The 26,510-nt window shown below is 36.3% G+C and carries 26 protein-coding genes; 13 read left to right on the top strand and 13 right to left on the bottom strand.

Annotated elements, in window-relative coordinates; genetic code table 11:
* Positions 1–21 precede the first annotated feature (21 nt).
* The 4 genes from OPU68_RS16340 to OPU68_RS16325 all read right to left on the bottom strand — a co-directional run bounded on the left by OPU68_RS16340 (position 22) and on the right by OPU68_RS16325 (position 3,415).
* Positions 22–648, bottom strand: coding sequence for a DUF5683 domain-containing protein (locus OPU68_RS16340; protein ID WP_498475024.1), 627 nt, complete (start codon positions 646–648; stop codon positions 22–24).
* The gene (locus OPU68_RS16335) at positions 649–1,539 is read right to left on the bottom strand and encodes a ParB/RepB/Spo0J family partition protein (protein ID WP_498475023.1); all 891 of its coding nucleotides are present in this window, start codon (positions 1,537–1,539) and stop codon (positions 649–651) included.
* Between the two features lie 93 nt (positions 1,540–1,632).
* Entirely contained in the window at positions 1,633–2,406 is a 774-nt protein-coding gene (locus tag OPU68_RS16330) for a ParA family protein (RefSeq protein WP_498475022.1), read from the bottom strand.
* A gap of 187 nt (positions 2,407–2,593) precedes the next feature.
* The gene (locus tag OPU68_RS16325) at positions 2,594–3,415 is read right to left on the bottom strand and encodes an energy transducer TonB (protein WP_498475021.1); all 822 of its coding nucleotides are present in this window, start codon (positions 3,413–3,415) and stop codon (positions 2,594–2,596) included.
* A 178-nt stretch (positions 3,416–3,593) separates the two neighbouring features.
* Here OPU68_RS16325 and OPU68_RS16320 point away from each other — a divergent pair, with 178 nt between their 5' ends.
* On the top strand, positions 3,594–4,928 hold the full coding sequence (locus tag OPU68_RS16320; RefSeq protein WP_498475020.1) for a PDZ domain-containing protein: 1,335 nt from the start codon (positions 3,594–3,596) through the stop codon (positions 4,926–4,928).
* A gap of 36 nt (positions 4,929–4,964) precedes the next feature.
* Complete coding sequence (locus tag OPU68_RS16315) at positions 4,965–5,480, top strand: hypothetical protein (RefSeq protein WP_498475019.1); 516 nt, start codon at positions 4,965–4,967, stop codon at positions 5,478–5,480.
* On the opposite strand, the gene OPU68_RS16310 is transcribed toward OPU68_RS16315, so the two are convergent.
* From OPU68_RS16310 to OPU68_RS16300, 3 genes are read right to left on the bottom strand one after another with little or no spacing between them, the layout of a single operon-like run.
* Positions 5,477–6,310, bottom strand: a complete 834-nt coding sequence (locus tag OPU68_RS16310) for a glycosyltransferase family 2 protein (protein WP_498475018.1) — start codon at positions 6,308–6,310, stop codon at positions 5,477–5,479. The two genes, OPU68_RS16315 and OPU68_RS16310, sit on opposite strands and share 4 nt — an antisense overlap.
* Positions 6,310–6,921 carry a recombination mediator RecR gene (gene recR / locus OPU68_RS16305; RefSeq protein WP_498475017.1) on the bottom strand — a complete coding sequence of 204 codons (612 nt, stop codon included), beginning with the start codon at positions 6,919–6,921 and terminating at the stop codon, positions 6,310–6,312. The genes OPU68_RS16310 and recR overlap by 1 nt, the downstream gene beginning before the upstream one ends.
* A 42-nt stretch (positions 6,922–6,963) precedes the next feature.
* A complete protein-coding gene (locus OPU68_RS16300; RefSeq protein WP_498475016.1) occupies positions 6,964–7,458 on the bottom strand; it encodes a dihydrofolate reductase in 495 nt (164 codons plus the stop codon).
* A 199-nt stretch (positions 7,459–7,657) separates the two neighbouring features.
* On the opposite strand from OPU68_RS16300, the gene OPU68_RS16295 reads away from it, so the two are divergent.
* Complete coding sequence (locus OPU68_RS16295) at positions 7,658–8,677, top strand: glutaminyl-peptide cyclotransferase (RefSeq protein ID WP_498475015.1); 1,020 nt, start codon at positions 7,658–7,660, stop codon at positions 8,675–8,677.
* Between the two features lie 57 nt (positions 8,678–8,734).
* Here OPU68_RS16295 and OPU68_RS16290 read toward each other — a convergent pair whose 3' ends face one another.
* The 6 genes from OPU68_RS16290 to tsf form a co-directional block, all read right to left on the bottom strand.
* Positions 8,735–9,166 carry a DUF6759 domain-containing protein gene (locus OPU68_RS16290; protein ID WP_498475014.1) on the bottom strand — a complete coding sequence of 144 codons (432 nt, stop codon included), beginning with the start codon at positions 9,164–9,166 and terminating at the stop codon, positions 8,735–8,737.
* Between the two features lie 31 nt (positions 9,167–9,197).
* A complete protein-coding gene (gene trmB / locus OPU68_RS16285; RefSeq protein WP_498475013.1) occupies positions 9,198–9,878 on the bottom strand; it encodes a tRNA (guanosine(46)-N7)-methyltransferase TrmB in 681 nt (226 codons plus the stop codon).
* A 105-nt stretch (positions 9,879–9,983) separates the two neighbouring features.
* On the bottom strand, positions 9,984–10,784 hold the full coding sequence (locus OPU68_RS16280; protein ID WP_498475012.1) for a hypothetical protein: 801 nt from the start codon (positions 10,782–10,784) through the stop codon (positions 9,984–9,986).
* A gap of 146 nt (positions 10,785–10,930) precedes the next feature.
* Positions 10,931–15,247: an FIDD domain-containing protein gene (locus OPU68_RS16275; RefSeq protein WP_498475010.1), complete on the bottom strand. Its 4,317-nt coding sequence runs from the start codon at positions 15,245–15,247 to the stop codon at positions 10,931–10,933.
* Between the two features lie 67 nt (positions 15,248–15,314).
* Positions 15,315–17,669 carry a choice-of-anchor L domain-containing protein gene (locus OPU68_RS16270; RefSeq protein WP_498475009.1) on the bottom strand — a complete coding sequence of 785 codons (2,355 nt, stop codon included), beginning with the start codon at positions 17,667–17,669 and terminating at the stop codon, positions 15,315–15,317.
* Positions 17,670–17,769: 100 nt separating this feature from the next.
* Complete coding sequence (gene tsf / locus OPU68_RS16265; RefSeq protein ID WP_498475008.1) at positions 17,770–18,594, bottom strand: translation elongation factor Ts; 825 nt, start codon at positions 18,592–18,594, stop codon at positions 17,770–17,772.
* 236 nt (positions 18,595–18,830) lie between these two features.
* Here tsf and OPU68_RS16260 point away from each other — a divergent pair, with 236 nt between their 5' ends.
* From OPU68_RS16260 to OPU68_RS16215, 10 genes are all read left to right on the top strand, one after another.
* Entirely contained in the window at positions 18,831–19,397 is a 567-nt protein-coding gene (locus OPU68_RS16260) for a DUF6759 domain-containing protein (protein ID WP_498475007.1), read from the top strand.
* Positions 19,381–20,190 carry a hypothetical protein gene (locus OPU68_RS16255; RefSeq protein ID WP_498475006.1) on the top strand — a complete coding sequence of 270 codons (810 nt, stop codon included), beginning with the start codon at positions 19,381–19,383 and terminating at the stop codon, positions 20,188–20,190. Before OPU68_RS16260 ends, OPU68_RS16255 begins: the two co-directional genes overlap by 17 nt.
* 89 nt (positions 20,191–20,279) lie before the next feature.
* Positions 20,280–20,894, top strand: coding sequence for a deoxynucleoside kinase (locus tag OPU68_RS16250; protein WP_498475005.1), 615 nt, complete (start codon positions 20,280–20,282; stop codon positions 20,892–20,894).
* 72 nt (positions 20,895–20,966) lie between these two features.
* Positions 20,967–21,317: an arsenate reductase family protein gene (locus OPU68_RS16245; RefSeq protein ID WP_498475004.1), complete on the top strand. Its 351-nt coding sequence runs from the start codon at positions 20,967–20,969 to the stop codon at positions 21,315–21,317.
* Between the two features lie 158 nt (positions 21,318–21,475).
* A complete protein-coding gene (gene rpmB / locus OPU68_RS16240; RefSeq protein ID WP_379968801.1) occupies positions 21,476–21,724 on the top strand; it encodes a 50S ribosomal protein L28 in 249 nt (82 codons plus the stop codon).
* The gene (gene rpmG / locus OPU68_RS16235; RefSeq protein WP_028123137.1) at positions 21,724–21,906 is read left to right on the top strand and encodes a 50S ribosomal protein L33; all 183 of its coding nucleotides are present in this window, start codon (positions 21,724–21,726) and stop codon (positions 21,904–21,906) included. The genes rpmB and rpmG overlap by 1 nt, the downstream gene beginning before the upstream one ends.
* 19 nt (positions 21,907–21,925) lie before the next feature.
* Entirely contained in the window at positions 21,926–22,081 is a 156-nt protein-coding gene (locus OPU68_RS16230) for a DUF4295 family protein (protein WP_064506456.1), read from the top strand.
* Positions 22,082–22,192: 111 nt separating this feature from the next.
* A complete protein-coding gene (gene ftsY / locus OPU68_RS16225; protein ID WP_498475003.1) occupies positions 22,193–23,146 on the top strand; it encodes a signal recognition particle-docking protein FtsY in 954 nt (317 codons plus the stop codon).
* A gap of 36 nt (positions 23,147–23,182) precedes the next feature.
* A complete protein-coding gene (locus OPU68_RS16220) occupies positions 23,183–23,434 on the top strand; it encodes a GlsB/YeaQ/YmgE family stress response membrane protein (RefSeq protein ID WP_034966230.1) in 252 nt (83 codons plus the stop codon).
* Positions 23,435–23,556: 122 nt separating this feature from the next.
* Complete coding sequence (locus OPU68_RS16215; RefSeq protein WP_498475002.1) at positions 23,557–26,487, top strand: zinc-dependent metalloprotease; 2,931 nt, start codon at positions 23,557–23,559, stop codon at positions 26,485–26,487.
* Positions 26,488–26,510: the final 23 nt, after the last annotated feature.

Here is a 26,510-nt window from a genome sequence, read left to right as displayed (position 1 = left end):
TTAAAGGGAAAATTTTATTATTTAAAATCTGAAATTGAGACTGATTCCCGTTTTTGCGTAAGAGTTTCCGGATTGATCATTGATGATAGTTGGCATAATGGCCAAATCAGGATCGTGACGACCTTCGTATAAATGCGCATCTACAACTGCATCTACAATGTTCAGAATGTAAATCAAAGCAGAAATCCCGATAGCATAATCGCGCTGTCTTTTAGACCTGTCCTGTGCATTTCCCAAAACCGTTTTTGTTACATATGGGCTATCAGAAAATTCGTGAGGAAGACCATTAAGTTCTGCTACAAAGGCATTCCTGTATCTTTCATATTGTTTTTGATTCCAAAGCGCAATACCAACACCAGTCCCAACCGCACCCCAGACGATAGGAATTTTCCAATATTTTTTATTATAAAACTGACCAAGTCCTGGAAAAACAGCGGAATATAAACCTGCTTTTGCCGGACTTAGTTTTGTTATTTTTAAAGGTGCATTTTTCTGATCTATTTCTCCCAAAATCTGAGCTTCAGATTTTTTAACAGCGGGAATGCTGTCTTTTGGAAGGTTTTCCACACGGATCGTATCATTTGGATTGACCTGTGAAAAAGCAAAACCAAAAGAGAGAATCAAAAAAACTGAAAGTAATTTCTTCATTTATCTGATGTGTGCAAGAATGCTTTCCAGCTCTTCTTCATTTTTAAAATCGAGAACAATTTTTCCTTTTTTCCCATTTGCCGACGTTTTGATTTCAACATTCACATTCAAAATATCAGACAAACTTTTCTGGGCTTTCTTGAAATGATTCGGGATGATGGACTGCTTGGCAACTTTTTCGGAATCCTGAGCATTTTTCATCAATCCAGCTAATTGTTCGGCTTGTCTTACGTTTAATTGTTCTTTGATGATTCTGTCAAACAAAAGTTGGCGTTTATCTTCAGAATCCAAACCCATAATGGCACGACCGTGACCAGCAGAAATCTGACCACTTCTGACGCCTTTCTGAATATCCGGAGATAATTTCAACAAACGAACGCTGTTTGTGATTGTACTTCTTTCTTTACCTACACGTTGACTTAGATTTTCCTGAGTCATTCCAACCTCATCTAAAAGTCTTTGATAAGTCAAAGCCACTTCAATGGGATCCAGATCTTCCCTTTGGATATTCTCAACCAGGGCCATTTCCAGCAATTCCTGATCGTTTACCAAACGGATGTAAGCCGGAATAGTTTCCAAACCAGCAATCTTGGAAGCACGGTAACGTCTCTCTCCCGAAATGATTTCGAATTTTGGCCCGTCTTTTCTAAGCGTGATTGGCTGAATGATGCCCAAACTTTTGATAGATTCCGCAAGGTCATTCAGTGCCTTTTCATCAAAATAAGTCCTTGGCTGATTGGGATTTGGATAAATATCATCAATGGAAATTTCTACGATATTTCCTACCAAAGATTTTGCACCTTCATCCGAAGCTGAGTTGATATTGGACTTGCTTTCGGCATTCAGAATTGCGCCCAGACCGCGACCCATTGCTCTTGTTTTGTCTTTCATCTTGCAAATGGCAATTAGCTATTAGCTTTTTGCTTTTTTAAATATGTTATAATTTTATCCCCAATTAGCAAAAAGCCAACTGCAATACGCTATTTAATTTTTTACTAATTTTTCGTTTCTCAGCAAAACTTCTTCTGCTAATTGGATGTATTGGATGGCGCCTTTACTTTCCGCGTCGTAACTTAAAATGCTTTCTCCAAAACTAGGTGCTTCGCTCAATCTTACATTTCTGCTGATTATTGTTTCGAAAACCATTTCCGGGAAGTGAGAATTAACTTCTTCAACAACCTGATTGGACAATCTCAAACGGCTGTCGTACATTGTCAAAAGCAAACCTTCTATATCCAAATCCGGATTGTGGATTTTCTGAACATTCTTAATGGTATTTAGCAATTTACCCAAACCTTCCAATGCGAAATATTCACATTGAATCGGTATAATTACAGAATCTGCGGCTGTTAAAGCATTAATTGTAATCAAACCTAAACTCGGTGCACAATCGATAATGATATAATCGTATTGATCTTTGATTGATTTCAAAGCTTCTCGCATCATATACTCGCGGTTATCACGATCCACCAATTCGATTTCTGCAGCAACCAAATCTATATGAGATGGGATAATGTCTACGTTTGGCGAAGTTGTCGGCAAAATACATTTAGCAGCTTCCGCACTGTGCTCCAATAAATGATAGGTAGAAAAATTGATTTCTTCAACACCCAAACCAGAACTTGCATTGGCCTGTGGATCTGCGTCTATCAAAAGAATTCTCTTTTCCAAAACACCCAAAGCCGATGCCAGATTAACCGCAGTCGTTGTTTTTCCAACGCCGCCCTTCTGATTTGCAACACCTATAATTTTTGCCATAAACATTAATTTAATCCCCAAAAATACGATTTTTTACTACTTGGAAAGTTTTGAAAAACCGGCAAAGCCGTTAAAGTATTGTTAATTAAACGATTGACATAAAAAAAAATTATCCACATTTCCTTTCAAAATGTGGATAATTATAAAAAACTACAAGTTTAATATTTACATAGTCTTGATTTTCAGACTATTCAATTTTCATGGAAATAGGCATTCTGAAAGATGATCTTACAGCCTTGCCTTTTAATTGTGCTGGTGTCCATTTTGTTTTGATCGACTTCACCGTTCTCTCTGCTTCGGAATTAAAATCAGAGCTGGAACCAGTAACTTTTAGATTGGAAATGCTGCCGTCTCTTTCAACTACAAAAGTGATAACACCGGAAACCATTCCTGTTTTATCAATAGATTCTGTATCAAAATTCTGAGCCACTTTTTCGCGGAAAGAGTTGATTCCTCCTTTGAAATCTGCTGCAACATCTGCTTCATTTTGATTGATGAGTTTATCCGGATCGTCAACTTTTACAGGTGGTGTATAAACCACTGCTGGTGGACCTGTAGTTACAACTGGCGGAACATAAATGATATCTGTTTTTGGGCCAGCTTTGGTTTCGTCGCCAATTGCCGCTCCTTCAAAATCGTCTTTGGTGGGCAATGGTTTATCTTTTTTCACAACTCTTACTGGAGTATAAATTGGATTTGTAACAGTTTTTACATCTGGAGGAACGGTAGAGGCTGGCGTTGGTTTAACATCATTCGGGGTATCAACATCATCAAGAATAACTGGACCTGGTGTGTTAATAACTTCAATAATTTTATCAGACGAGAATGCTGAAATAACCAATGGAATGACTGATAATGATGCAAAAAATGCAATACCTACAAATAGAGCTTTGGTAAGTTGGGTAGAATATTCGTTTCTAAGAGCATAAGCGCCGTAAGCTTTATTTCTATTGGAGAAAACAATTTCGTCCAAGTTATCTTTTCCGAATAGCGTTGATAGATTTTTCATAGTAAATAAAAGTATTAAATTAAATAATTAACAAAGTATCGAAATATTGTTTGAAACTATATCAAATTATATTCCACTTTTTAACCTAATTGTCAAATAAATTATGAATAACATAAGTATTACATAAATTTTACTCTCGAAAAATTGCTGGTTTGTAAAATTCATGTAATTTAATCTTATGAAATTCATATTCATTTTTACATTAATATTAAGCATCTGGACAAAGGCTCAGGATGGTTTTGTTCTGGATAATGCTGATAAAACGGTGATCAAATTCAAGCTGATCAACAACCTCATCTTCATTCCGATGAATGTAAATGGCGTGGAACTTAATTTTATGCTGGATTCCGGAATTGCGGAGACATTGCTTTTCAGTCTGGAAAATAAGAATGTTGATTTTAAAAATATTGAGAAAATTACCTTCAAAGGCTTGGGAGAAACGGTAAGTATCGAAGCTCTAAAGTCTATTAAAAATGACATCACGATCGGTAAACATTTTATCGATAAATCTCATACGATATATCTTGTATTAGACGAGAGCTTCAACATTTCACAAGACATTGGAATTCCTGTAAATGGTATTATCGGCTATTATTTTTTCAAGAATCATCCGATAGAAATCAATTACATCAAGAAAACGATAACTGTTTATAAAGACAAATCTAAGTTTCCGAAGAAAGTCAATAAATTTTCTGATTTCCCAATGAACGTAGAATTCAACAAGCCTTATATGAATGCCGATGTGGAAATGAAACATGAGAAGCAAAGTTCAAAATTGCTTCTGGATCTGGGAAATACGGATTCTGTCTGGCTTTTTCCTGCATTAATAAAAGATTTCATTTACAACAGACCCAATATTGATGATTTTTTGGGACGCGGATTCAGCGGAGATATTTTTGGGAAAAGAAGCAGAATCAACTCACTTTATATTGGAAAATTTAAGCTAAATAAGCCGATTGCATCTATGCCGGATGAATATTCTATCCAACATTTAAAATTGGTAAAAGACAGAAAAGGCTCGATAGGTTCTGAGATTCTCAGAAGATTTACTATTATTTTTGATTATCAGGATCAGAAGATTTATTTGAAATCCAACAAATATCTGAATGATCCATTTCTGATTGACGGAAGCGGACTGGAAGTGAAACAAGATGGGCTGGTTTGGGAAAAAGAACAGGTAGAAATACAAACAGCAAAGAAAAGTCAAGCCACTAATGAAATCAATGTTATCAATAACAGTCCGGACAGTTTTCAATACAAATTTACCTTGAAGCCTGTTTTCCTTGTATCTGGAACACGGAAAGATTCGCCGGCACAGAAAGCAGGAATTATCAAGAATGATAAGCTTATGAAAATAGACAATAAGCAAGCGAAAGACATGACATTAAATAAAATCCATCTCATTCTGAAAACCAATGTCAGCAGAAAAGTAAATCTTGAAATCGAAAGAAATGGCTTTCCGATGAAGTTCGAATTTACTCTGGAAGATCCAATCCCTTATATTGAGGAATGATTTTAGTAATGAATCATTGAAAACTATTATGTAATTATGAGCGAAACACTGAACAGCATCCGAAACAGACCGAGATTCAAACTTTACACAGATCTTTCTCTGGAGGAATATGAAGCCAATCTGAGAGATTATCTTGATAAACATCGCGGCCAATTCTATGGGAATATCAATAAAGAAGTAGCGACCATTTTTGTAAAAAAAGAAGAAGACAATTACTGGAAACCCAATCTGGCACTGAGAATTGAGAAAGAAGATGAAAAGACGGTAATCCGGGGAATTTTTGGTCCAAGTTCTGCAGTCTGGACGTTTTTTATGTTTCTGTATTTCCTTTTCACAATTGCCTGGATGGTTTTCATCACATTGTACTACGTTGAAAAGCAAATCAATACCAACAATTATCCATGGGCATTACCAAGTTCGCTCGTGGTCTTAGGATTTATCACGCTTACCTACGCTGCGGCGAGATTTGGACAAAATAAAGCTAAAGAAGAAATGCAGGAATTAAGAAAATTTGCGGAAGAATCCACTTATCATACAGAAAGAAAAGATTAATTTTTAATCTTTCTCGCTTCAATGAAATGTTTCAACTTCAAGCCTATTTTCATTAGGATAAATTGAAGAGGCTTTTGTTTCTTGTAATATTTGTTGATAAAAATATCCATAGCGCCGAAAAAACGATTCAGATAAACGTTGTCTTTTACCGTGCTTTCGCCTTTGTAATGGAGAATAGAATATTTCCCATAGTAGAAGTTTTTGTAGCCGGCTCTCAGAATTGTAAAACAAAGATCAATGTCTTCGCCGTACATAAAATAATGCTCGTCAAAACCACCAACTTCCTCATAAACTGATTTTTTTATCAGGAGATTCGCACCTGTCATGACTTCAACTTCTGCAATCCCAAACTCATCCACATCGTTTCTGTAGTAGGTTTTGGAATTGTTACTCAATTTTGTAAATAATTTTTCGAAAGAATTAACCAATGCAGGAACAGAACGTTTGCTTTCTGGCAAGAAAACGCCTTGTTTGTTGTGCATTCTCAAACCTAACGCTCCGAATTTTGGCTGATGATCTGCAAAATCCAGGATTTCCTGGAAGTAGTTGCCTTCGATTTCTGTGTCAGGATTCAGGATATAAACGTACTCCCCTTTTGCAGCTTGTACGCCAATATTATTAGCTTTTGAAAAACCAAAATTTTTCTCTAAGGCTATGAAATTAACATCAGGAAATTTATTAGTAAGGTTTTTCCATTCGGAATCGGGGGAATTATTATCTACTACAATAATTTCATAATCAATCCCTTGAAAATACTTCTGGATAGAAAGAATACAGTTTTTCAACAGATCCTTTACTTGATAATGAACAATTATGACACTTACTTTCATTATTCGGCTTCGTTATAAGCAGTTCTGTTTGTTATAGACCTTCCCAAAGAGATTTCATCTGCATATTCCAGCTCATCACCTACAGCAATTCCCCTTGCAATACTTGAAAACTTCACTTGCTGGCTTTTGAATTTTTTGTAAATATAATAGGCTGTTGTGTCACCTTCCATAGTTGCACTTAACGCAAAAATCAACTCTTTTATTGTGTTAGACATAAGTTTTTTTTCAATACTTCCTATTCTTAACTGGCTGGGACCAATGCCTTCCATTGGCGAAATTTTACCGCCCAGCACCAAATATTTTCCTTTAAACTTTCCCGTATTCTCTATTGCCATTACATCTCTTACATCTTCTACAACACAAAGCAGTTCATCATTCCGCTTATGATCATTGCAAATATCACAAATTTCTGAATCGGAAAAATTATGACATTCTTTACAGTATTTGATTTCCGTCACCAGATTCTGGATAGAGGTTCCCAAAGAAATCCCTTGCGAGGTTGGCTGCCGAAGTAGATGTAACGCCAATCGAAGTGCCGATTTTTTTCCGATGCCGGGCAAACCAGATATTTCTTCTACAGCTTTCGATAAAACTTTGCTTGGGTAATCCATAATTTAAGATACAAGAATCAAGGTAAAAGATTCAGTGTACGTTTAGTCTTTGACGATTCTCTCGTAAGTTTGGAAATAGAAATCATGATCGTTCTTTTCGTCTTTTCCGTGGAACTCTTCGTTTGTTTTTTGCCAGATTTTCAGATCTATTTTAGGGAAAAAAGTGTCTGCATCAAAATCTTCTTCCACAAGTGTGATTTCTAATCTGTCTGCCAACTCGATTGTTTGTGTATAGATCTCGCCGCCGCCAATGATAAAAACGTCTTCATCTATTTTTTTAGCGAACTTGATGGCTTCTTTCAGTTTGGACACAATCAGGATATCTTCCTGGAACCAATTTTCTTTTCTGCTTACAACGATATTCGTCCTGTTTGGCAATGGCTTACCAATACTTTCGTAGGTTTTTCTTCCCATAACCACGGGATGATTCTCTGTAAGCGATTTGAAATGTTTCAGATCTTTCGGGAGACGCCAAAGCAATTGATTGTCTTTCCCCAGGGCATTATTTTTTCCTATAGCGGCAATTATCGTAATCATAATATCTACAAAACTACATTTTTATGTTTAATTTAGAAAAATTTATGACCTGTTAGTTTGCATATTTTGTATTTTTGGCGAAGTTTCGATGAATTTACTATTGGAGAGTTTTGAATTTGAAAGAATTATTAAAGTCAATTGAAACGTAAAAAATTATTTTTAATCAAATCCGGGAAGATCCGGCGCATAATATTTTCTAATGAAAAAGATTTTTTTAGCATCTGCTTTTGCACTTTTGTTTTTGGCAAGTTGTACCAATGATAAGGATATCCTTAATTCTTTGAATGATTATAATATCAGCCAACAAAGCAAAGGCTATCATTTTGGTGATAAACTTCAAATTCCGCAGGATGTTTTGGATTACTCAGAGGCCATCACAATCAGCTATGGTGACAAAGAAAGCAGTAATTTGACCATTGATCCAAAATTTTTCACTTTAGGAGAAAATGATGTGACTTTCAATATCAAAACCAAAAGCGGCGAAGTTTTGCAGCAGGACGCAACTATTAATGTTTTTGCAAAAGCGAAAACTGTTGCATTGTCACACGAAGTTGTAAATCAATATCCGCATAGTGCGGACAATTTCACTGAAGGTTTTGAACTTCACGATAATACAGTCTACGAAAGCATTGGTTTGAAAGGAAAATCAAAACTGATGAAATATACTTTAGGTACAACAAAGCCAATCCAGGAAGTTGCACAAAAAGATACTATTTTTTCAGAAGGAATTACACTTTTAGCAAACAAAATATATCAGTTAACTTATCAGTCAAAAGTTGGATTTATTTATGATTCCAGTATGAAACTTGAGAAAGAATTTAAATATCCAAATGAAATTGCCGAAGGCTGGGGAATGACAAATGATGGCAAAAACCTGATTGTGTCTGATGGAACTAAAAACATTTATTTCCTAAATCCAGAAAATCCTTCGCAAATCCTAAGAACTATTGCTGTGGCAAGTGATACAGAAGGCTATGACAAAATAAATGAATTAGAGTACCACAACGGATCCATCTACGCTAATGTTTGGCAAAAACCAATCATTTTGAAAATAAATCCTGCCAATGGCGAAGTTACGGGAATTCTTGATCTTACAAATATTGCCAAGCAAAACACTGCAGGAGATGATGATGTCCTCAATGGAATTGCTTTCAAAGGAGAGAATATTCTGATAACTGGGAAAAACTGGAGCAGAATCTATGAACTCTCTGTAAAATAGTTTCGAAAACTTTAAAGACAAAAAAAACGAGCTTCATTTCTGGAGCTCGTTTTTATTTTATTGATTGGTTGCTAATTTTTCCTCTGCAGGAACTTTTACAACGGAATACTTTATACTTACTTGTGTATTTTCCGAGAGCGTTTTTTTCGCTAAATATGAACTTTTACAAACCTCTGACCGCATTATATATTCGCCTCGTTCTACGACGACACTTTCTGTTTTCTTAGCAGCTACTGGTAACGAATAGGATTTCTCTCCGACTATATTCATTGTAAAATCGCAATCTGACTCATTGTTGATAATTAATACCATATTTTTATTCGCCTTATCGCTATTGAATAATTGATTTAGTAATGCTACTGCCTTATCATGAATTTTCAATCTCACTTTGACAGGCTCCACTTCCAGATTACTATCTATTTCTATTTTTGCCACTGAATTGTTTGTCACAACCAATGGAGAAACAGATTTGCTGGCTGAACAGCTCATTAAACAAATGCCGATAAGGGGTAAAAATATTTTATTCATTTTTCAATTTGAATTTAATATAAGTGATTGTCTTTCCTTTGGAAGAGAACAATTCCTCATAGTACGTTCTAATATCTTTCAGTAATGGCGTGTCGGGCTGATATTCCGCAGCTCCGTAAATGTCGTGGTGCGCAGTCAGGATCTCGTGACCCAAACCTTGCAAAAGCCCCAAAGTATATCCGTGAAGGTATTCGGAATCGGTTTTCAAATGGATGATTCCATCCTTTTTCAGGATACGTCTGTATTTTGCCAGAAACTCAGGGTTTGTGAGCCTGTGTTTTGTTCTTCTGTACTTGATCTGAGGATCCGGGAATGTGATCCAGATCTCAGAAACTTCATTTTCTGCAAAGAGATTATCAATCAATTCTATCTGAGTTCTGAGAAAAGCTACATTTTTCAAGTTATGTTCAACTGCTTCTTTTGCTCCGAACCAAAATCTTGCACCTTTGATATCAACTCCTATAAAATTTTTCTCTGGAAAAGCCTTCGCCAATCCTACTGAATACTCACCTTTTCCGCAGCCAAGTTCCAGAACGATGGGATTATCATTTCCAAAAAATTCCTGCCATTTTCCTTTGTGTTCAAAATTATTTATCGCCTGATCGCGTGTTGGCTGGATGACATTTGGAAGTATGATATTCTCTCTGAATCTTGCAGCTTTGTTTTTGCCCATTTTTTAAGGTTGTTTTTAGTCTTAAAAACATAACAAATTTAAACAATTTATTTCAAATTGTTTATAATATTTGCTTATTGTTTAAAATTTGATAACTAGTTAATATTATTTTGAAATTTCTGAAGTAGCCTGCATCAGGTGGGAATTCTGTAATCTTCGAAGATAAATCGGAAGATACTTTTCGATATATGTTTTTGCAGCTTCGTAATTATTGTTCTCTAGATACTCCGTAATATTATCAGAACTGTAGATAAACTGAAGGAAATTTGGAATCAATTCTTTCGGAATCTTCATTCTTATAAAATATTCGTCTCCGAAATAATCCTGAAGATTTTTGATATTCCTGCTCATTCTTTCATATTGATAATAGCGTTCCTTCTTCTTTTTCTCGCCGGAAATCAAATCGAAAATACTATCTATGCTAAAACTAAGACCTTGATTGAATCCCAAAATGGGAATCTCCGGAGAATTACCATCACCTTTCGGTTCCGGAAGGCCGATCATTTTTCTCAGTTCAAAGGCTTTTTCTGAACCTTTCAGCATTGCGACATCTCGACGAAGATTACCTGTTGGTTTGAAAGAACTTAATATAACTTCCTGAATCTCATAATAGGCAATCTGCAACTCGATGAAATTCTTTCTCATTCCAAGCATCTGGCTTGTGACTTCTACGTCTTTCCTTTCTGTCGCAATAGATGTGAATCTTAGGACATCGCCTTCTTTTACTGCTATTTTAAATTCGCCATTGTAGTTTGCCATTACACTTTTGTGCGCATTGAGATTGGTCACATAAACCTGATTAAGATAAAGACTGGATTTATCTCTAATAAAGATTTCCCCTTCAAAATCCTGTCCATAAACAGAGGCTAAACAAAGCAATAAAAAAATGGTAAATATCTTCTTCATAATAATCCGGCAAATTTAGATAGAATTATAAGGAGAATCATTACAAAAAAGAAGCCGATAAGGTTAAAATTTTATTAAACTTTATCGGCTTTCTGTTAAGTAATTAGAATTAAAATCTTTTTTAGAAAATAATTGTTAATCTATTTTTAGTCAGAGTTTCTGTTTTTCAGTAAGATCCAACCGGTGTATTTTACCAGCGGCGAATTTTCGAAATCCTGCCACTGCATAATGTACCAATAGGTAGAAGTCGGCAATACTTTTCCGTTCTGCATACCGTTCCAGATGTAATTATTTTTGTTATCTCCATCAAAAAGTTTTCTACCGTCTCTGTCCATCACCTGGAATTTGACATTCACTTTATGCTTCAGGAGAGACATGTCCAAAACATCGTTCACGCCGTCGCCATTAGGTGTAAGGAGATTGTAAATTTCTATTACAGAAAACTCTTTTTCTACAGGATCACAATTATCTGCAGAGATCACATAAGCTTTATGCAATCCAGGGGAAACATTGGTAAATGTATCAGAGTTCTGATAATTACCTCCATCAATAGCATATCTGTAAGGCTGCACTCCGTTTTTCGCAATGATCTTCACTGTACTTCCTGTTATTTCTATACCATCTATAATCGGCAATTCTGCTGCTTTTATCTCCACATTTTGTCTGTAAGGACATGCATTTGGAGCGGTAAGAATGACATAATATTTCCCAACCGGCAGTCCGGAAATATAATTACCTGTACCTATTTTTGCAGGTTCTCCTTCTTTGTACCATTCGTAAGTAACGCCTGGACCAGCTTCAGCATTCAGATCGGTCACCTCATCCGGACAGATGGTTTTATCTTTCAAGTTGTCAGATTGTACAGGAACTTTTATTTTGATGGTCAATTCTGCCAAGACCGGACAATCTGTACTATTCGAAACGCGAACATGCAAAAGCTGTTGTCCATTTACATCTATTTCATTTACATTATTTGTTGCATTAGGATTTTGTGCATCTGTCTTTTTTACAAAAAACTTAACTGTAGCAGAGGCATCATTGGTAAATAACGATCTGTACTGATCCAGATTTTTAACAAGGAATTTACCATCCAGATCATCATCACATTCTTCCTTCTCTTGTATGGAATTGATGAGCGTGATTTTATTTCCGATTTTGAAATCAATGAATCCTGTCACATCTGTACAATATTTTGACACAACTTTTACAGAAATTCTTGTATTGGTTTGATAAGAAAAATTATCCCCCAATAATTGAGCACCATTGTAATATTCTACCTTTAAGTCGGAATGCGGATTGAGGAGAATCGCAGGTGTTACCTGTGTGGAGAATTTCACCTCTACTTTCCCATCCATATTATCATCGCAAAGTACAGCGTTGAATTTTGTAACATCCAATTGTGCTTTTGGCGAACCGATGATTTCGAAATTCTGTTTGTACTCGCAACCATTGGCAGAAGTCAGAATTACGTGGTATTTCCCTACACCAAGCGTTACTTTCTGAGTGGACGGAATAACCCTTGAAGGATCACTTTCATCTACCCATATATATGGAGCAACGTGAGCTGTTCCTGCATCAACCTGAATTGTAGAACCTTCGCAGATAGCAACAGCTGGAAGTATGGTACTACTTGCAAAACCGCCGTCAATTAATGTAAGATTAACAGTTGCTACATCCGAGCAAAAGTTTGCATTTTTGATGACATAATAAAACGTTGCAATCGTTCCTCTATTAACTGTTTGTGAAGCCGAAATTGCATTTTGTCCACCAAGTGCATCCGGCATTGTTGCGTAATAAAGTACAGTAAGACCGGTTTGAGCGGTAAGTTTAGGAAGATATTTGGATAGATCTACTACTTCTGTATCATCAAAACTTTTGTCACAAACATCTTCGTTAAGATTATCTGTGAGTAACGGAATTTTGTTTCCGATTTTCAGGGTAATTTCTTTTACTGTTGCACAAGCATCCGCAGACTCTACACGAATCCATATTTTTGCAGTAGTTGGTGTAAACACGTAATTTCCTGTAACGAAATCTGCACCTCCTGCATCTGCCTTCGCAAATGAATCATAATATTTCACGGTGAAAGTTGGTCCGCCTGCAAATACACTTGGTGTAATATCATTAGGATTTAAGACGTAATTACCATCTAGAATTGTATCTTCCTCATCGCAATGCACCTTTGTATAAAGGTTTTCCTGTACTACAGGATATGGTTTTGATTTCAATTCAATTTTCTGGATTGCTACACAGGTTTTACCATTTACCATTCTAACATATACCGAGGTATCGGCAGATGGAAATGCATCAAAATTGTTAATAACATCAGAAACAGTCTGATTCTGAGCCCCTGGCAGAGATTTATAAAAAACTTTGGACACTGCTGTATCTGCGGTTACGTCGGCTTCACGAAGATCGTAAGTTGCTATATTACTGGTAGTACATTCTCTCAAGACAGCATCTTTCCCAACAATCTGATTGATACGGATGGTTGCCTGTGCCGTTTCGCAATCCGGAATCGCGTCTGTTCCGCAATAAGTAAACTTAAAAGTATCAACGCCTGATTCCCCGGGATTTGCCGTATATTTTATAACACCATTTGTCCCGACAGTAGCTGTACCCTTGGTTGGTGGTGTGTCGATTTTTATAGTTGTCGTATTAATATTTTGCGTACTCAAACTAAATGCCGCAGTAACATCTACAGTAGAGCAGGTTTCATAATCCACATTAGTGTAGGTGGTACAGTTATAGAACTTAAATTCCTGTGTTGTAATCTCTGCACAAGAGCCTTGCTTAAGTCTTGCACGATAAATCCCTGCTTGTGGTGGATGATATTGATACTCATCATTTTTATAAGGCAATCCGGTGACCGGATTTACTCCTGCAATAAGTGGTGCGTCTACAAATATTCCTGCACTATTTTTAATTTCCCATTTATACATACTGAAACCTTCTGTGATCTCCAGTTTCACACCAGGAAGACAGTCTCCTTCAGTTTTTACAATGGCGGGAATAAAAGAAAATCCTGCAAAATAACCACCGTAACCTACTGCATCATCTCCTGCAGAAATCCCAGCCGTTACAGCGCTTGATGAGAAAACAGCCACATTTCCCGTAATACCAGGATAAGAATAGGTAACCCAATTGCTAGATCCTGTGACATTGAATGGACCATTTGCAGAGCTCAATGGTAGAGTAACGCCATTTCTTTTTATTTCTACTGTCGCTCCTTTTTCTGTAATGATATTCAGTTTTGTTGGAATATCTAAAAGGCCACTTGGATGACCGTTACTTTTAACAAAATTTTCCTGTATTAATCCTATTTCATCAATTTTTTTAGGCAAGTAGCAGCTCAATGGCGGGATATAATTAAAGCCTCCGGTTGCAAGTTCAGAAGCAAAAGGATCTCCGGCTAAAAGCTGATAAACATATACATTTTTATTGGTCTTTATGTGCATATTGTAATGATCAGAACCTTGCAGAATATACGGATTGCTAGCTGCAGTTGCGTAATCTGTAAGATAATATTTGCCCGCATTAATTGTTGTTGCAGGCATAGATGCACCGTTTAAATAAATCTGAGTATTGTCTTCTGTGGCTACAATGATGGCTCTCTCCATTCCTTTCAATCTATCCCCATTACCCTTCATCAAAATAAATTCCTGCCCCAATTTATTTGTTGGAACACCCTGATCCATCAGGATATCAGAACTCATATTAGAAGTAGTAGCATATTGGCCGTTGAAGTTTCCATTCGTTACAGATATCGGTTTATCGGAAACTATTTTAGCACCGATGAAAGCACCGTGAAGATTTTGAGGATAGTCACCTGTTCCATCAATGATGTAGGACTGTCCTTTTTGCAGCGTAAAAGTGAATTGGGTTCTTGATACATTATCAGAAAAAATTACACCAGGGCTGAAATCAGAAATCGTAACCTGTGTATTATCCTCCGTTGCCATTACGCTGGTCATAAAGTTGAGAATGCCATTATCTGATATTATAGGAGCCATCACTGCCCGGAACTCTGTCCCAATTCCTGCGGTACCTTTGGATGTTAAAATCTCGCCATGATTCAGAATCGCAAAACGTAAACTCGCATAGAAAGGTCTCTCGCCTTTTAAATACAATCCCAAAGTCACAGGTCTGAATAAATCCATCCGATCTCTGGTTATTATTTTATCCCTTTGACTAAACGGAATACTATACTTTGCAGGACTGTTTTTGCTGATGGTCACAGAACCAATAATTACATTATTATTATAGATATCAACTTTGAAAGGTGTAGTTTCATTGGTTGACAGATACAAAGACTGATATTTATTTGTATTCGCGTCATTCTCATTAAAAAGTAAATTACTGGCTCCATCCATCATCGGTGCAAACCAATGCTCTCTGTCAAGTTGTGCAAATATTTTTGTGGAAAAAGTAAGAAATAAGAGTAATAGTAAAATTTTCTTCATTGTAATAGCCTAATCAATATTATTACAAATGTAGAAAAAAGGATTTTATTGCCTGATATTTAAACTTTTAATTTCTGTTTTTAAGTAAAATCCAGCCAGATAGTTGTGTCCGATTGGTATTTCCCGCTTCATTCCATTCCAAAATATACCAATATGAAGATGTTGGCAAATATCTGCCGTTGGAAGTTCCGTCCCAAATAAACTGATTATTGGTATCGCCTTTGAAAATTAAAATTCCGTTTCTATCGTAGACTTCAAATCGGGGTTCTGACTTAGTCATCAGATCAGAATAATCTATAAAATCATTCACGCCATCATTATTCGGAGTGATAACATTTTGAGAATTGATTAATGCAAAATCTTTAGCAATTTCAGCACATCCATAGGTATCTTTTACAGAAACTGTATGACTGCCTAAATCCACATTTGTGAAAATATTGGATGATTGATAAGTGCCATTATCCAAAGCATATTGATAAGGCTGACTTCCGCCGGAAGCCAAAACCGTAACAGTTGTTCCTTCTATCAAAACATTATCTATTATCGGATCTGCAGCCTCCAAAATCGTCACAAACTGCTGATAATCACAACCATTGAATCTCAATATCACCCAATAATCGCCAGGTGGAACATCATTGATTTCATTAGCAAACTGCCCCTGCAAGCCATTACTCCATTGATAATATTCAAATCCTGTTCCTGCATCCAAATCTATAGTTGCCCCTTTACAGATTGCTTTTGGTATATTTTTAAGCATCAAAGATTCTTTAGGTTGCTTAAATTTGAATGTAATCTCTTTGTAATTAGGGCAAGATCGTGCTTTTTCTATTCTGATGAAAAATTTTGTATCTGCGCTGATGGTTTGCGAATCTGGTACTGCCTGAGAAGTGTCGCCAGCTTTTGCCTTAGATTCTGTATCATAATAAGTTGCCGTAACACCAGTTTCAGTTGTAAATGATTGAATATAACTTGATAAATTAAATGCTTCACTTCCACTTATATCACTATCACAAATATTTTCTTCTTGAACTGTATTAAAACTCAATTTTGTTCCAAAAATAAATTGAATAGGATAAGTGTCAGGCGTACAGGTTTTGGATCCAACAGATAAATATAAAGTTTGCGGATTGCTGGTAAATGCAAATTCTGTATCCGGATTAATTGCTATTCCACCAGGTGTTAATGAATAAAAACGATCAAACACTGTATTGTCATAATCCCGGATAATCTGGCTGTCAAACTCGGAAAGTCTGGCGGCAAAACTACCGTTGAAGTCATCATCGCAGACCACAATTGGCGAAGTAGAAACCTGAGCTTCCGGTGCCTTTTCTATAAGAACGTTACCTTCTAATGTACAGCCACTTCCTAAAACCACGCGCAGACCAAAATTACCTTCTTCATTTTCCACATCATAAGTATTTTGATTTGTAGGAATTCCCGCAATAGGTAATCCATCCTTGAACCAAAAATATTGCGCCGCAGGGTCACCAATTGGCGGATCGGGCGTAATTGGATATTTTACATTTTTGCAAAGTGGATCTGCATTTGCAAGCGTAAGATCATTTCCAATATCAATATTTCCTGTGAAACTCCCCGCTTTTAGGAAAACTGCAGAATCATAAAGTCCATCTTTATCGCCGTGATCTGCAATTACAAGTTTTATATGGTATTTAACACCTTTTTCAACATTTGCTATTGCTTTAAGAACCTTCGTTTGTCCATTAAAATTTGTAGGTGAAGTAGAACCACTGAACTGTGGGTTGAAGTTTCCAAAATATTCTTTGTGCCCATCTTGATTCTCGCAATCAGCACCACTTATTGTTGTAGAACTTACAGGAATATTAGTCCCGGGAACTAGGGCGATATTTTTATAATATTCCGAATTATCTGCTTTTTTTATTAGAAATGCAAACACATCCGAAAAGTAACAATTAGTACTTCTATACTCCTCTGATAAAAACATATAATCAAAACTGATCACATCGCTCTGATTGGATATAAAATCAAACTCCAGATAAGTAGCATTCCTTACATTATTTGTATTCAGCCCAGCTGTAATAAGCATTTCTGCCAAATCTATATCACCATCCCAACCGCTGTAAAACTCGCTCTGCAAATTATCATTAGGTCCAGGAGCTAATGACACTTTACCTGTCGAAAGAATTATTCCTTCATCAAAATTAAAAGTGCTGCCATTTTTATAGAAATAGCCATAGCTTAGATCTGTATTTCCAAAACTTTGTCCAGAAACAGTCACATTGTCTGCGGAAATACAACTGGAATTCTGCGAACCTACAAATTTATTCACCAAATCTTGTGCAGATAAGCTCTTATCTACCGTGATAAATTGAGCCTTAGCATAATTAATAAAAATTAAACTAAAAAAACAAAGCAGAAATTGGTAAAGTTTAAGAAATCTCATTTAACATAATATGGACTGCAAATTTACTTCTAAATATGATAACAAAAAATCCTGCTATATAAATACAGCAGGATTTAACTTTATTTTATAAAAATCTTGATTAAGCTAAAGCAACCCTTACGAATCCCGTCACTTTAAGATCTCCGTTTACAGACTTCACATAGTCAGCTACACTTATGCCGGCATCCTTGATGAAGGACTGGTGTACCAAAGTATTGTCTTTGTAGAATCTCTGCATTTTACCTTTCAAGATATTATCGATGATGTTTGCAGGTTTCCCTTCTTTTGTCAACAATTCTCTTTCGATTTCCAATTCTTTGTCGATAGTGTCCTGAGAAACCTGAGTTTCGTCAAGAGCAATCGGGTTCATCGCAGCTACTTGCATAGAAACAGATTTTGCAGCTTCTTCTGCACCGTCTACTTTTGCAGAAAGTGAAGTGATTGCAGCAATTTTGTTTCCAGCGTGGATGTAAGCGCCTAGGAATGCTCCCTGAATACTTTCAAAAGCACCGATTTCGATTTTCTCTCCGATGATACCAGTCTGCTCGATTAATTTATCTGCAACAGATTGTCCGTGGAAGTCAGATGCCAAAAACTCTTCTTTATTGGAATATGCAACTGCTTGCTCAGCCAATTCGTAAGCCAATTCTACGAAAGCATCATTCTTAGCAACAAAGTCAGTCTCACAGTTAAGAGAGATAATAGCTCCTAATGTGTTGTCCTGATTTACTCTTGCGATAACTGCACCTTCAGAAGAATCTCTGTCTGCTCTGTTTGCAGCAACTTTTTGACCTTTTTTTCTAAGGATGTCGATTGCTTTTTCGAAATCTCCTTCAGCTTCTGTAAGAGCTTTCTTGCAATCCATCATTCCTGCACCTGTGGTGTTTCTTAGTTTTGCTACATCTGCAGCTACTGGTGTATACATAATGAAATTATTTTTATTTAATTTATTCTTGATTTTACGCTTTCACGTTTTTCAGCGTGCAAATATAGTGATTTTTGACAAAAGATAATACACATAAAATTCTTAAATAAAATAGCATAGTGACTCTATTTTAGAAGTTAAAAGATCAAACGTCTTATTTATTTATCATAAAATTATAATTAATTCACAAGATTTAATTTATTTTTACGTTTCAATCATACAGATCTTATATAATAATGAAGAAGATATTTTTACTTTCGTTTTTTGTCGTATCCATTTTTACTTTTTCCCAAGTTAGTGTTTTTGAAGCTAAAAAGACCAAAGACAGAGCTGTGGTAGAAAAATTCATCCGAGACAATCCCAAACATCCTGCAGTACCGGAATTACAAAAAAGATTACCATCACTTTCATACATGGCATCGTCTTCTGCTGCAAAACCTGCTATTACGCAAATGACGGAAAATAAAATTGAGAAAACTTCCAAAGTAGGAACAGTTGCGGCAAAAGGACAACCTTCTGAACAAGCAAAAAATACCGCAGCCGTATTGACAAGTCTTTTCAGTAATGATCCTAATAAAAAAGAAGCTATCGTCCAAATCGTGAATAAGTCGAGTTGTGTACTGGTAGTTAAAATAAGTGGTAAAAAATTCTACAACCTTACAGTTCCTTCCAATGGGCAAAATTATATCCTGGTTGACAAAGGAACTTATAACCTGACAACATCGATTTGTGACGCAAAATACAACCAGAACAAAGCCATCACAAAAGATATCATCATCACTCTGAATGGCGGAAAAAGATAATACGTTCACAACTCATTCCGGAAATATATCCTTATTGAAGATATTATCACTCATATTAATATTAAGTTCGACAATCTTTTTTTCACAGAAAAGAATTGGTTTGGATTCTTTGCAGACAAAAGATGTTCAGGAACTTTTTGGGGACGACTATGGCAGTATTTATTTATATAAAAATAAAGATCTCAGTTTTACAAAATATGATTCTTTAGGAATACAACTTGGGAAACTGATGCTGACTTTTCCTTATAAAATACAGAGTGTGAATAATCCGCTCAACATTGTCATGTTTTCCGAAAACGCTCAGGAAATCAAATTCGTAGATCAAAATCTGAATGAAATTCAAAAGATTAATCTGGGTTTGAATTTCGGTTTTATCAAAGCAGTTTACGCTGAGGATCTCCAGTTTGCGTGGATGATAGATGAGAGCAATAAAACGCTAATTCAGTATAATTTCCGAAGTAATTCCACAATCACTTCTTTTCCTTTTAATATTAATCTCACATCTCTCAAAGATTTTCTGGTGTATAATAATAGAATATACATTCTCCGGGAAAACACTTTTGAAGTTTACAGCACAAAAGCCACACTACTCTATTCCTCCCCTGTTTCCAACACAAGAAAACTCCGAAGGGTCAATAATGATATTCTTATTTTCGGAAGCCAGAGCGTACACAAATTTGATGGCAAAGATCTATCTCAACTCTTCCAAAATGAAAGCGCAAAAATTGTGGATAAAAATAACGCCGGATTTTTGGCTCTCATAAAAGACAAACTTTATCTTTACACCAAATAAATGATAATTGATAAGTCATAACTGATTTTGCAATTTCGTTTTATCAAAATTACCATTCATCAGTTATCACCTATCAATTATAATTAAAAATGCACATCGCTGTTACAGGAAATATCGGAGCCGGAAAAACAACCCTAACGACTATGTTATCAAAACATTACAATTGGGAAGCACAGTTTGAAGACGTGGATCACAATCCTTATCTGGACGATTTTTATGGCGATATGTCCAAATGGAGTTTTGCACTTCAGATCTACTTTCTGGGAAGCAGATTCCGACAGGTGAAGGAAATCCGCGAGAGTGGAAAAAACGTCATCCAGGACAGAACCATCTACGAAGATGCACACATTTTTGCTGAAAATCTGGCAGAAATGAATCTGCTTTCTGAGCGTGATTTTAATAATTATTTATCAGTTTTCAATCTGATGAAAGACTTCGTTTCGGCACCGGATTTGCTAATCTACCTAAGAGCAGACGTTCCTACTTTGGTAAGACAAATCTCCAAAAGAGGACGAGAATATGAAGCCGGAATCAGTATAGATTACCTTTCTAAACTGAATAACAAATACAAAAGCTGGATAGAAAACTACAAAGAAGGAAAACTTCTCATCATAGATGTGGATAATCTTGATTTTGTAGAAAGACCAGAAGATTTCGGGTACATATTAGAAAGAATTGATGCAGAGTTGAACGGTTTGTTTTAAATTATTTTTGGCGAAATAGTTTAGCAAATCTTAAAAATTACAATCGCCAAAGTTTTAATAACAAGCATCATTATGATAAAAGTAATTCATAACAACAGCTGTCCGAAGTCCAAAGCCATTTTGGAATACTTGGATGAAAATGATATCAAATTTCAAATTATTGATATCAAAAAAGATCCTCTGAGTTTATTTGAATTGAGAACTTTATTCAAAAAACTCAATAAAAATCCGAGCAGAATTCTGAGACACTCTACAGAACTTTACAAAAAATATTTCTCAGAAACAGAGACCGTAAATGATGATCAGGCTTTGCAAGTCATAGCTTTAAATCCCGAACTGATACAATGTCCTATCCTCATCAAAGGAAAGATAGCGATGCCGGGAAACCCATTGGAAAATGTAAAATTCTTCATCGAGAATTAAGACAGATCAAAGAAATATAGAGACAGACGTGAAATATGAATTATCAAATATTCCACGTCTGTTTTTTTATGAATTATTTTTAAAATAATTTGCCTATCCGGAAAATATTCCTTTATTTTGCACTCTCAAATATTCATTAGTCAAAAGAACATCGAGATATGTCAAGAATTTGCCAAATAACAGGTAAGCGTGCAATGGTAGGAAACAACGTTTCCCACGCTAATAACAAAACGAAAAGACGTTTTGAAATTAATTTACTAGAGAAGAAATTTTTTCTTCCTGAGCAAGATAAACACGTTACTCTAAAGGTAACTGCTCACGGATTGAGAATTATCAACAAGATTGGTATAGAGGAAGCGCTTGAAAGAGCTACTAGAAACGGATTTATTAAAAACACTACTAAGTAATGGCTAAAAAAGGTAACAGAGTTCAGGTAATTCTAGAATGTACTGAGCACAGAGAAAGCGGCGTAGCAGGAATGTCAAGATACATTACTACAAAAAATAAAAAGAACACTACAGAAAGATTGGAGCTTAAAAAATTCAATCCGGTTCTTAAGAAATATACTGTTCACAAAGAGATTAAGTAATCTATAAAAATATTTTACAATGGCAAAAAAAGTAGTAGCAACGCTTCAAGGTGGTGCTGGATCAAAAAAAATGACCAAAGTTATCAAAATGGTGAAGTCTTCTAAATCTGAAGCTTACGTTTTTGAAGAAAAAGTAATGAACGCAGACGAAGTTGAAGCTTATCTTAAAAAATAATCTGTCAACCGGATACAATATAGAAAACTACTCTTTTTAAGGGTAGTTTTTTTGTTATATTTGTTTGCGGTAAAATCATTTATCGATTATCATTAATCATTTATATATCAAATGAGTTGGTTTAAAAAAATATTCAAAAAAGAAGATAAAGAAACACTTGACAAGGGATTGGAAAAATCTAGCCAAGGTTTCTTTGATAAAATATCCAGAGCTGTTGTTGGCAAAAACACAGTCGATGACGAAGTCCTTGACAATCTGGAGGAAGTTCTCATCGCTTCCGACGTTGGCGCAGAAACCACCATCAAAATCATCAAAAGAATCGAAGAGCGCGTTGCAAGAGACAAATACGTGAATGTAAGCGAACTGGACGACATCCTTAAAGAAGAAATCTCCGGACTACTCTTAGAAAATCCACATCTTGATACAGACAACATCGATACCAGCAAAAAACCTTATGTGATAATGGTTGTCGGCGTAAACGGTGTCGGCAAAACAACGACGATTGGGAAACTGGCTCATCAATTCAAATCACAGGGTTTAAAAGTGGTTCTTGGTGCAGCCGATACTTTCCGCGCGGCAGCTGTTGATCAATTGGTGATTTGGAGTGAGCGCGTTGGAGTTCCAATTGTAAAACAGGAAATGGGATCTGATCCTGCTTCTGTCGCATTTGATACCGTTCAATCTGCGGTTGCTCAGGATGCCGATGTTGTGATCATTGACACCGCAGGAAGACTTCACAACAAAGTGAATTTGATGAATGAACTTTCCAAAATAAAACGTGTGATGCAAAAAGTTTTACCGGATGCACCTCATGAAGTTTTATTGGTACTAGATGGTTCGACTGGTCAAAATGCTTTTGAACAGGCAAAACAATTTACTGCAGCAACAGAAGTTACTGCGCTGGCCGTGACAAAGTTAGACGGAACAGCAAAAGGAGGTGTTGTAATTGGCATATCTGACCAATTCCAAATTCCTGTAAAATATATTGGCGTTGGCGAAAAAATGCAAGACCTTCAAATTTTTAATGGCATGGAATTTGTAAACTCTTTCTTCAGAAAAAGATAGCATCAAATTACATATTAACATTAAAAAATTTAAACTATGGGTATTTTAACTTGGATTATTTTCGGTCTTATTGCCGGAGCCATCGCAAAAGCAATCCACCCAGGAAATGATCCTGGAGGTTGGGTAGTAACAATTATTATCGGAATTTTGGGAGCTATGCTTGGAGGCTGGCTTGGGTCTATGCTATTAGGCGTAGATGTAAGTGGGTTCAACTTCTCCAGCTTTTTAGTTGCTATTGGAGGTTCTGTCCTACTTCTATTCTTGTACAGGATGGTCACAAATAAATAAGGATTATTATAGCAAATTACCGTAATAACCTATATCATTAAAAAAGCGTCAGTTTTTCTGGCGCTTTTTTGCTTTATTCTGACAAAAAACTTCTATATTTGATTTAAAATTAAATTAAAGGTATGAAGAAAATCTTTACTACTCTACTTTCTTTCGGAATAGCAACTGTGTCGTTTGCACAGTGGAATCCTACTTCTATGAAAGGGGAGAAATTACGTGACAGCAAAGTCACGAATTATTATTCATTAGATCTAAACGCAATTAGATCTCAACTTTCTCAGGCTCAGCCAACTGGAAAGAACAGCAAAGCTGTTATCGTAAATCTTCCAACTTTGAATGGTAAAATTGAAAAGTTTGCAGTCTACAGCTTACCAGTTGTAGCAAAAGAAATGGCAGACAGATATCAATTGGGATCATACACCGGAGTGAAAGTAGATGACCCGACTGTTTACGTAAGATTCAGTGTTTCGCCTTATGATTTGCAGGCGATGATGTTCAGAGATGGACAATATGAATTTATTGAACCTCAAAACAAAGAGAAAACAGTTTATGGCGTTTTCCCTAAAACTAATAAGCCAACTTCCGGTAAAGCCTTCGAATGTAATACTTCCGAAAGTTTGCTGAGCAAGAAGCAGATGGAAGCTTTATCCAACTCAACAGACTTTAGCCATAGCGTTACGGACTTCAGTAAGGCTAGTGATAAAAAATACAGAACTTACAGGTTGGCAATCTCTGTAACTGGAGAATACACTACTTACTTTGGAGGTGTGCCACAGGCTGTTGCTGCAATCAATGCAACAATGACAAGAGTAAATGGTGTGTTTGAGAAAGACTTCGCCATTCACATGAATGTTCAGGATTTCCCACAATTGATCTATACAAATGCTTCTACAGATCCTTATTCTCCTGCGTCAACGGGTGCAGGCGGTGCTTGGAATCTTGAAGTTCAGCAAACACTTACTTCTGTAATTGGAAATGCAGCTTATGACATTGGCCATTTGTTTGGAAGATCAGGTGGTGGTGGTAGCGCCGGTGATATCGGTAACGTATGTAGAAATCCTAGCAGCAACTCCGATAACGAATCTAAAGGATCTGGATTTACCTCTCCAGGAACAGGAGGGCCAGAAGGCGATAATTTTGACATTGATTATGTAGCGCACGAAATGGGTCACCAGTTTGGTGCAGATCATACCTTTTCTCACGGAATTCAAACTGCTCCATACAATACGGCTCACATGGAACCAGGTTCCGGATCTACAATTATGGGATATGCCGGAATTACAAGTGCAGATGTTCAGCCACATTCCGATGCTTATTTCCACGTAAGAAGTATTGAGCAAGTTCAGACTTATGTGAATACACAAAGCTGCGACGTTAGTACAACTATAGCAAACAATCCGCCTGTAATTGCAACTTTGCCTAACAGAACTATTCCTAAAGGAACTGCTTTTGTTTTGACAGCTTCTGCAACAGATGCAGAAAATGATGCATTAACTTATAACTGGGAAGAATATGACAGATCTACTTCTGCTATAACTACCGTTACAGGAAATAATACAGCTGGTCCTAAATTCAGATCACTTACAAGTTCAACTGTACCTTACAGATATTTTCCAAAATTGAGCAATGTTCTAAACGGAACTTTATCCAGTGCTACAGATTGGGAAGCTGTATCGAACGTTGCCAGAGCAATGAATTTCCGCGTAACAGTGAGAGATAACAATGCTGATGTTACAAAACAGCAGACTCAGATTGGTTCTCAATTAATTACAGTCGGAACTGATGGTCCTTTCAAAGTGACTTCTACAAAAGTTTATAATAATGCTCCAGGTGCATTCACTTGGGATGTTGCAAATACTGCAGCAGCTCCTTACAGTGTTGCCAATGTAAAAATAGATTACACGACAGACAACGGGACAACCTGGACTGTTTTGGCAGCATCTACAGCAAATGATGGGACTGAGAACTTAAGTTTCTCCAGCATTCCTACAAATACTGTTGTTACAATAAGAGTATCAGCAATTGATAATATTTTCTACGCTGTTGGCAAAGTAACAGTTTCTGCAATGGTAAGTTGTGACGGAACTGCTCCGGCAGGTTTAGCAACTTCTGCAATTACACAAACAGGAGCAAAAGTTGACTGGGATGCTATTGCAAATGCAACTTATACTGTAAGATATAAAAAAGTAACTGAGACCAACTGGACTGTTGTGAATAATCTGACAGCAAACACTTACACTATTACTCAACTAGAAGAAGATACAGACTACAATGTAGAAGTAGCTGCTGTTTGTAGTGGAACTACAGGATCATATGCTAGTCAAAACTTCAAAACTTTAGGACTTGTTTATTGTCCGGTAACTTCTACTGACTCTACAGACGAATACATCTCAAAAGTAGTAGTAACACCAGCTAACAACGGAACAGTAATGACAAGTACTTCAGGAGCTAGTAATTATACTAATTACGCAGCAGACAATACAAGATTGGTTCAACTGGTTAAAAATTCTACTGGAAATACAGTAGCTATTACAAAAGCCTGGACAGGATCTACTTACAGCGAAGCAGTTGCAGTATGGATTGATTTCAACAGAAACGGAACTTATGAAGATTCTGAAAAAGTGATGACAAGCGCAGCTAGTACTACACCTACCGTTACAGCTACTTTTGCAGTACCAGCTACGGCTTATGCAGGTGACAAAACGGTTGGAATGAGAGTTATTATGAGATTCTCTTCTGCTCCTACAGGACCTTGTGCAGGTTTCACTTACGGAGAAGTAGAAGATTACGCAGTGAAGATTTCTGAAACGCTTGCTGTGACAGATGTTAAGAAAAACAACATTAGTGTTTATCCAAACCCAGCAGTTGATGTGATTAATATCTCTAATGTTTCTTCTAAAACCAAATTCGAAATATTCAACGTTGGCGGTCAATTGGTAAACCAAGGAACAACTGACGGAAAAGTAAATGTTTCTAAACTGACAAAAGGTGTTTACATCTTGACAGTAGAATCTAACGGAGAAAAATCTCAAACTAAATTCATCAAGAATTAAGATTAAGATTAAGATTTTAATTA

Source organism: Chryseobacterium sp. TB1-D10 (genome assembly GCF_059803555.1).
Note: the sequence above shows the minus strand (reverse complement) of the source record. Positions and strands in the feature narration are given on the sequence as shown.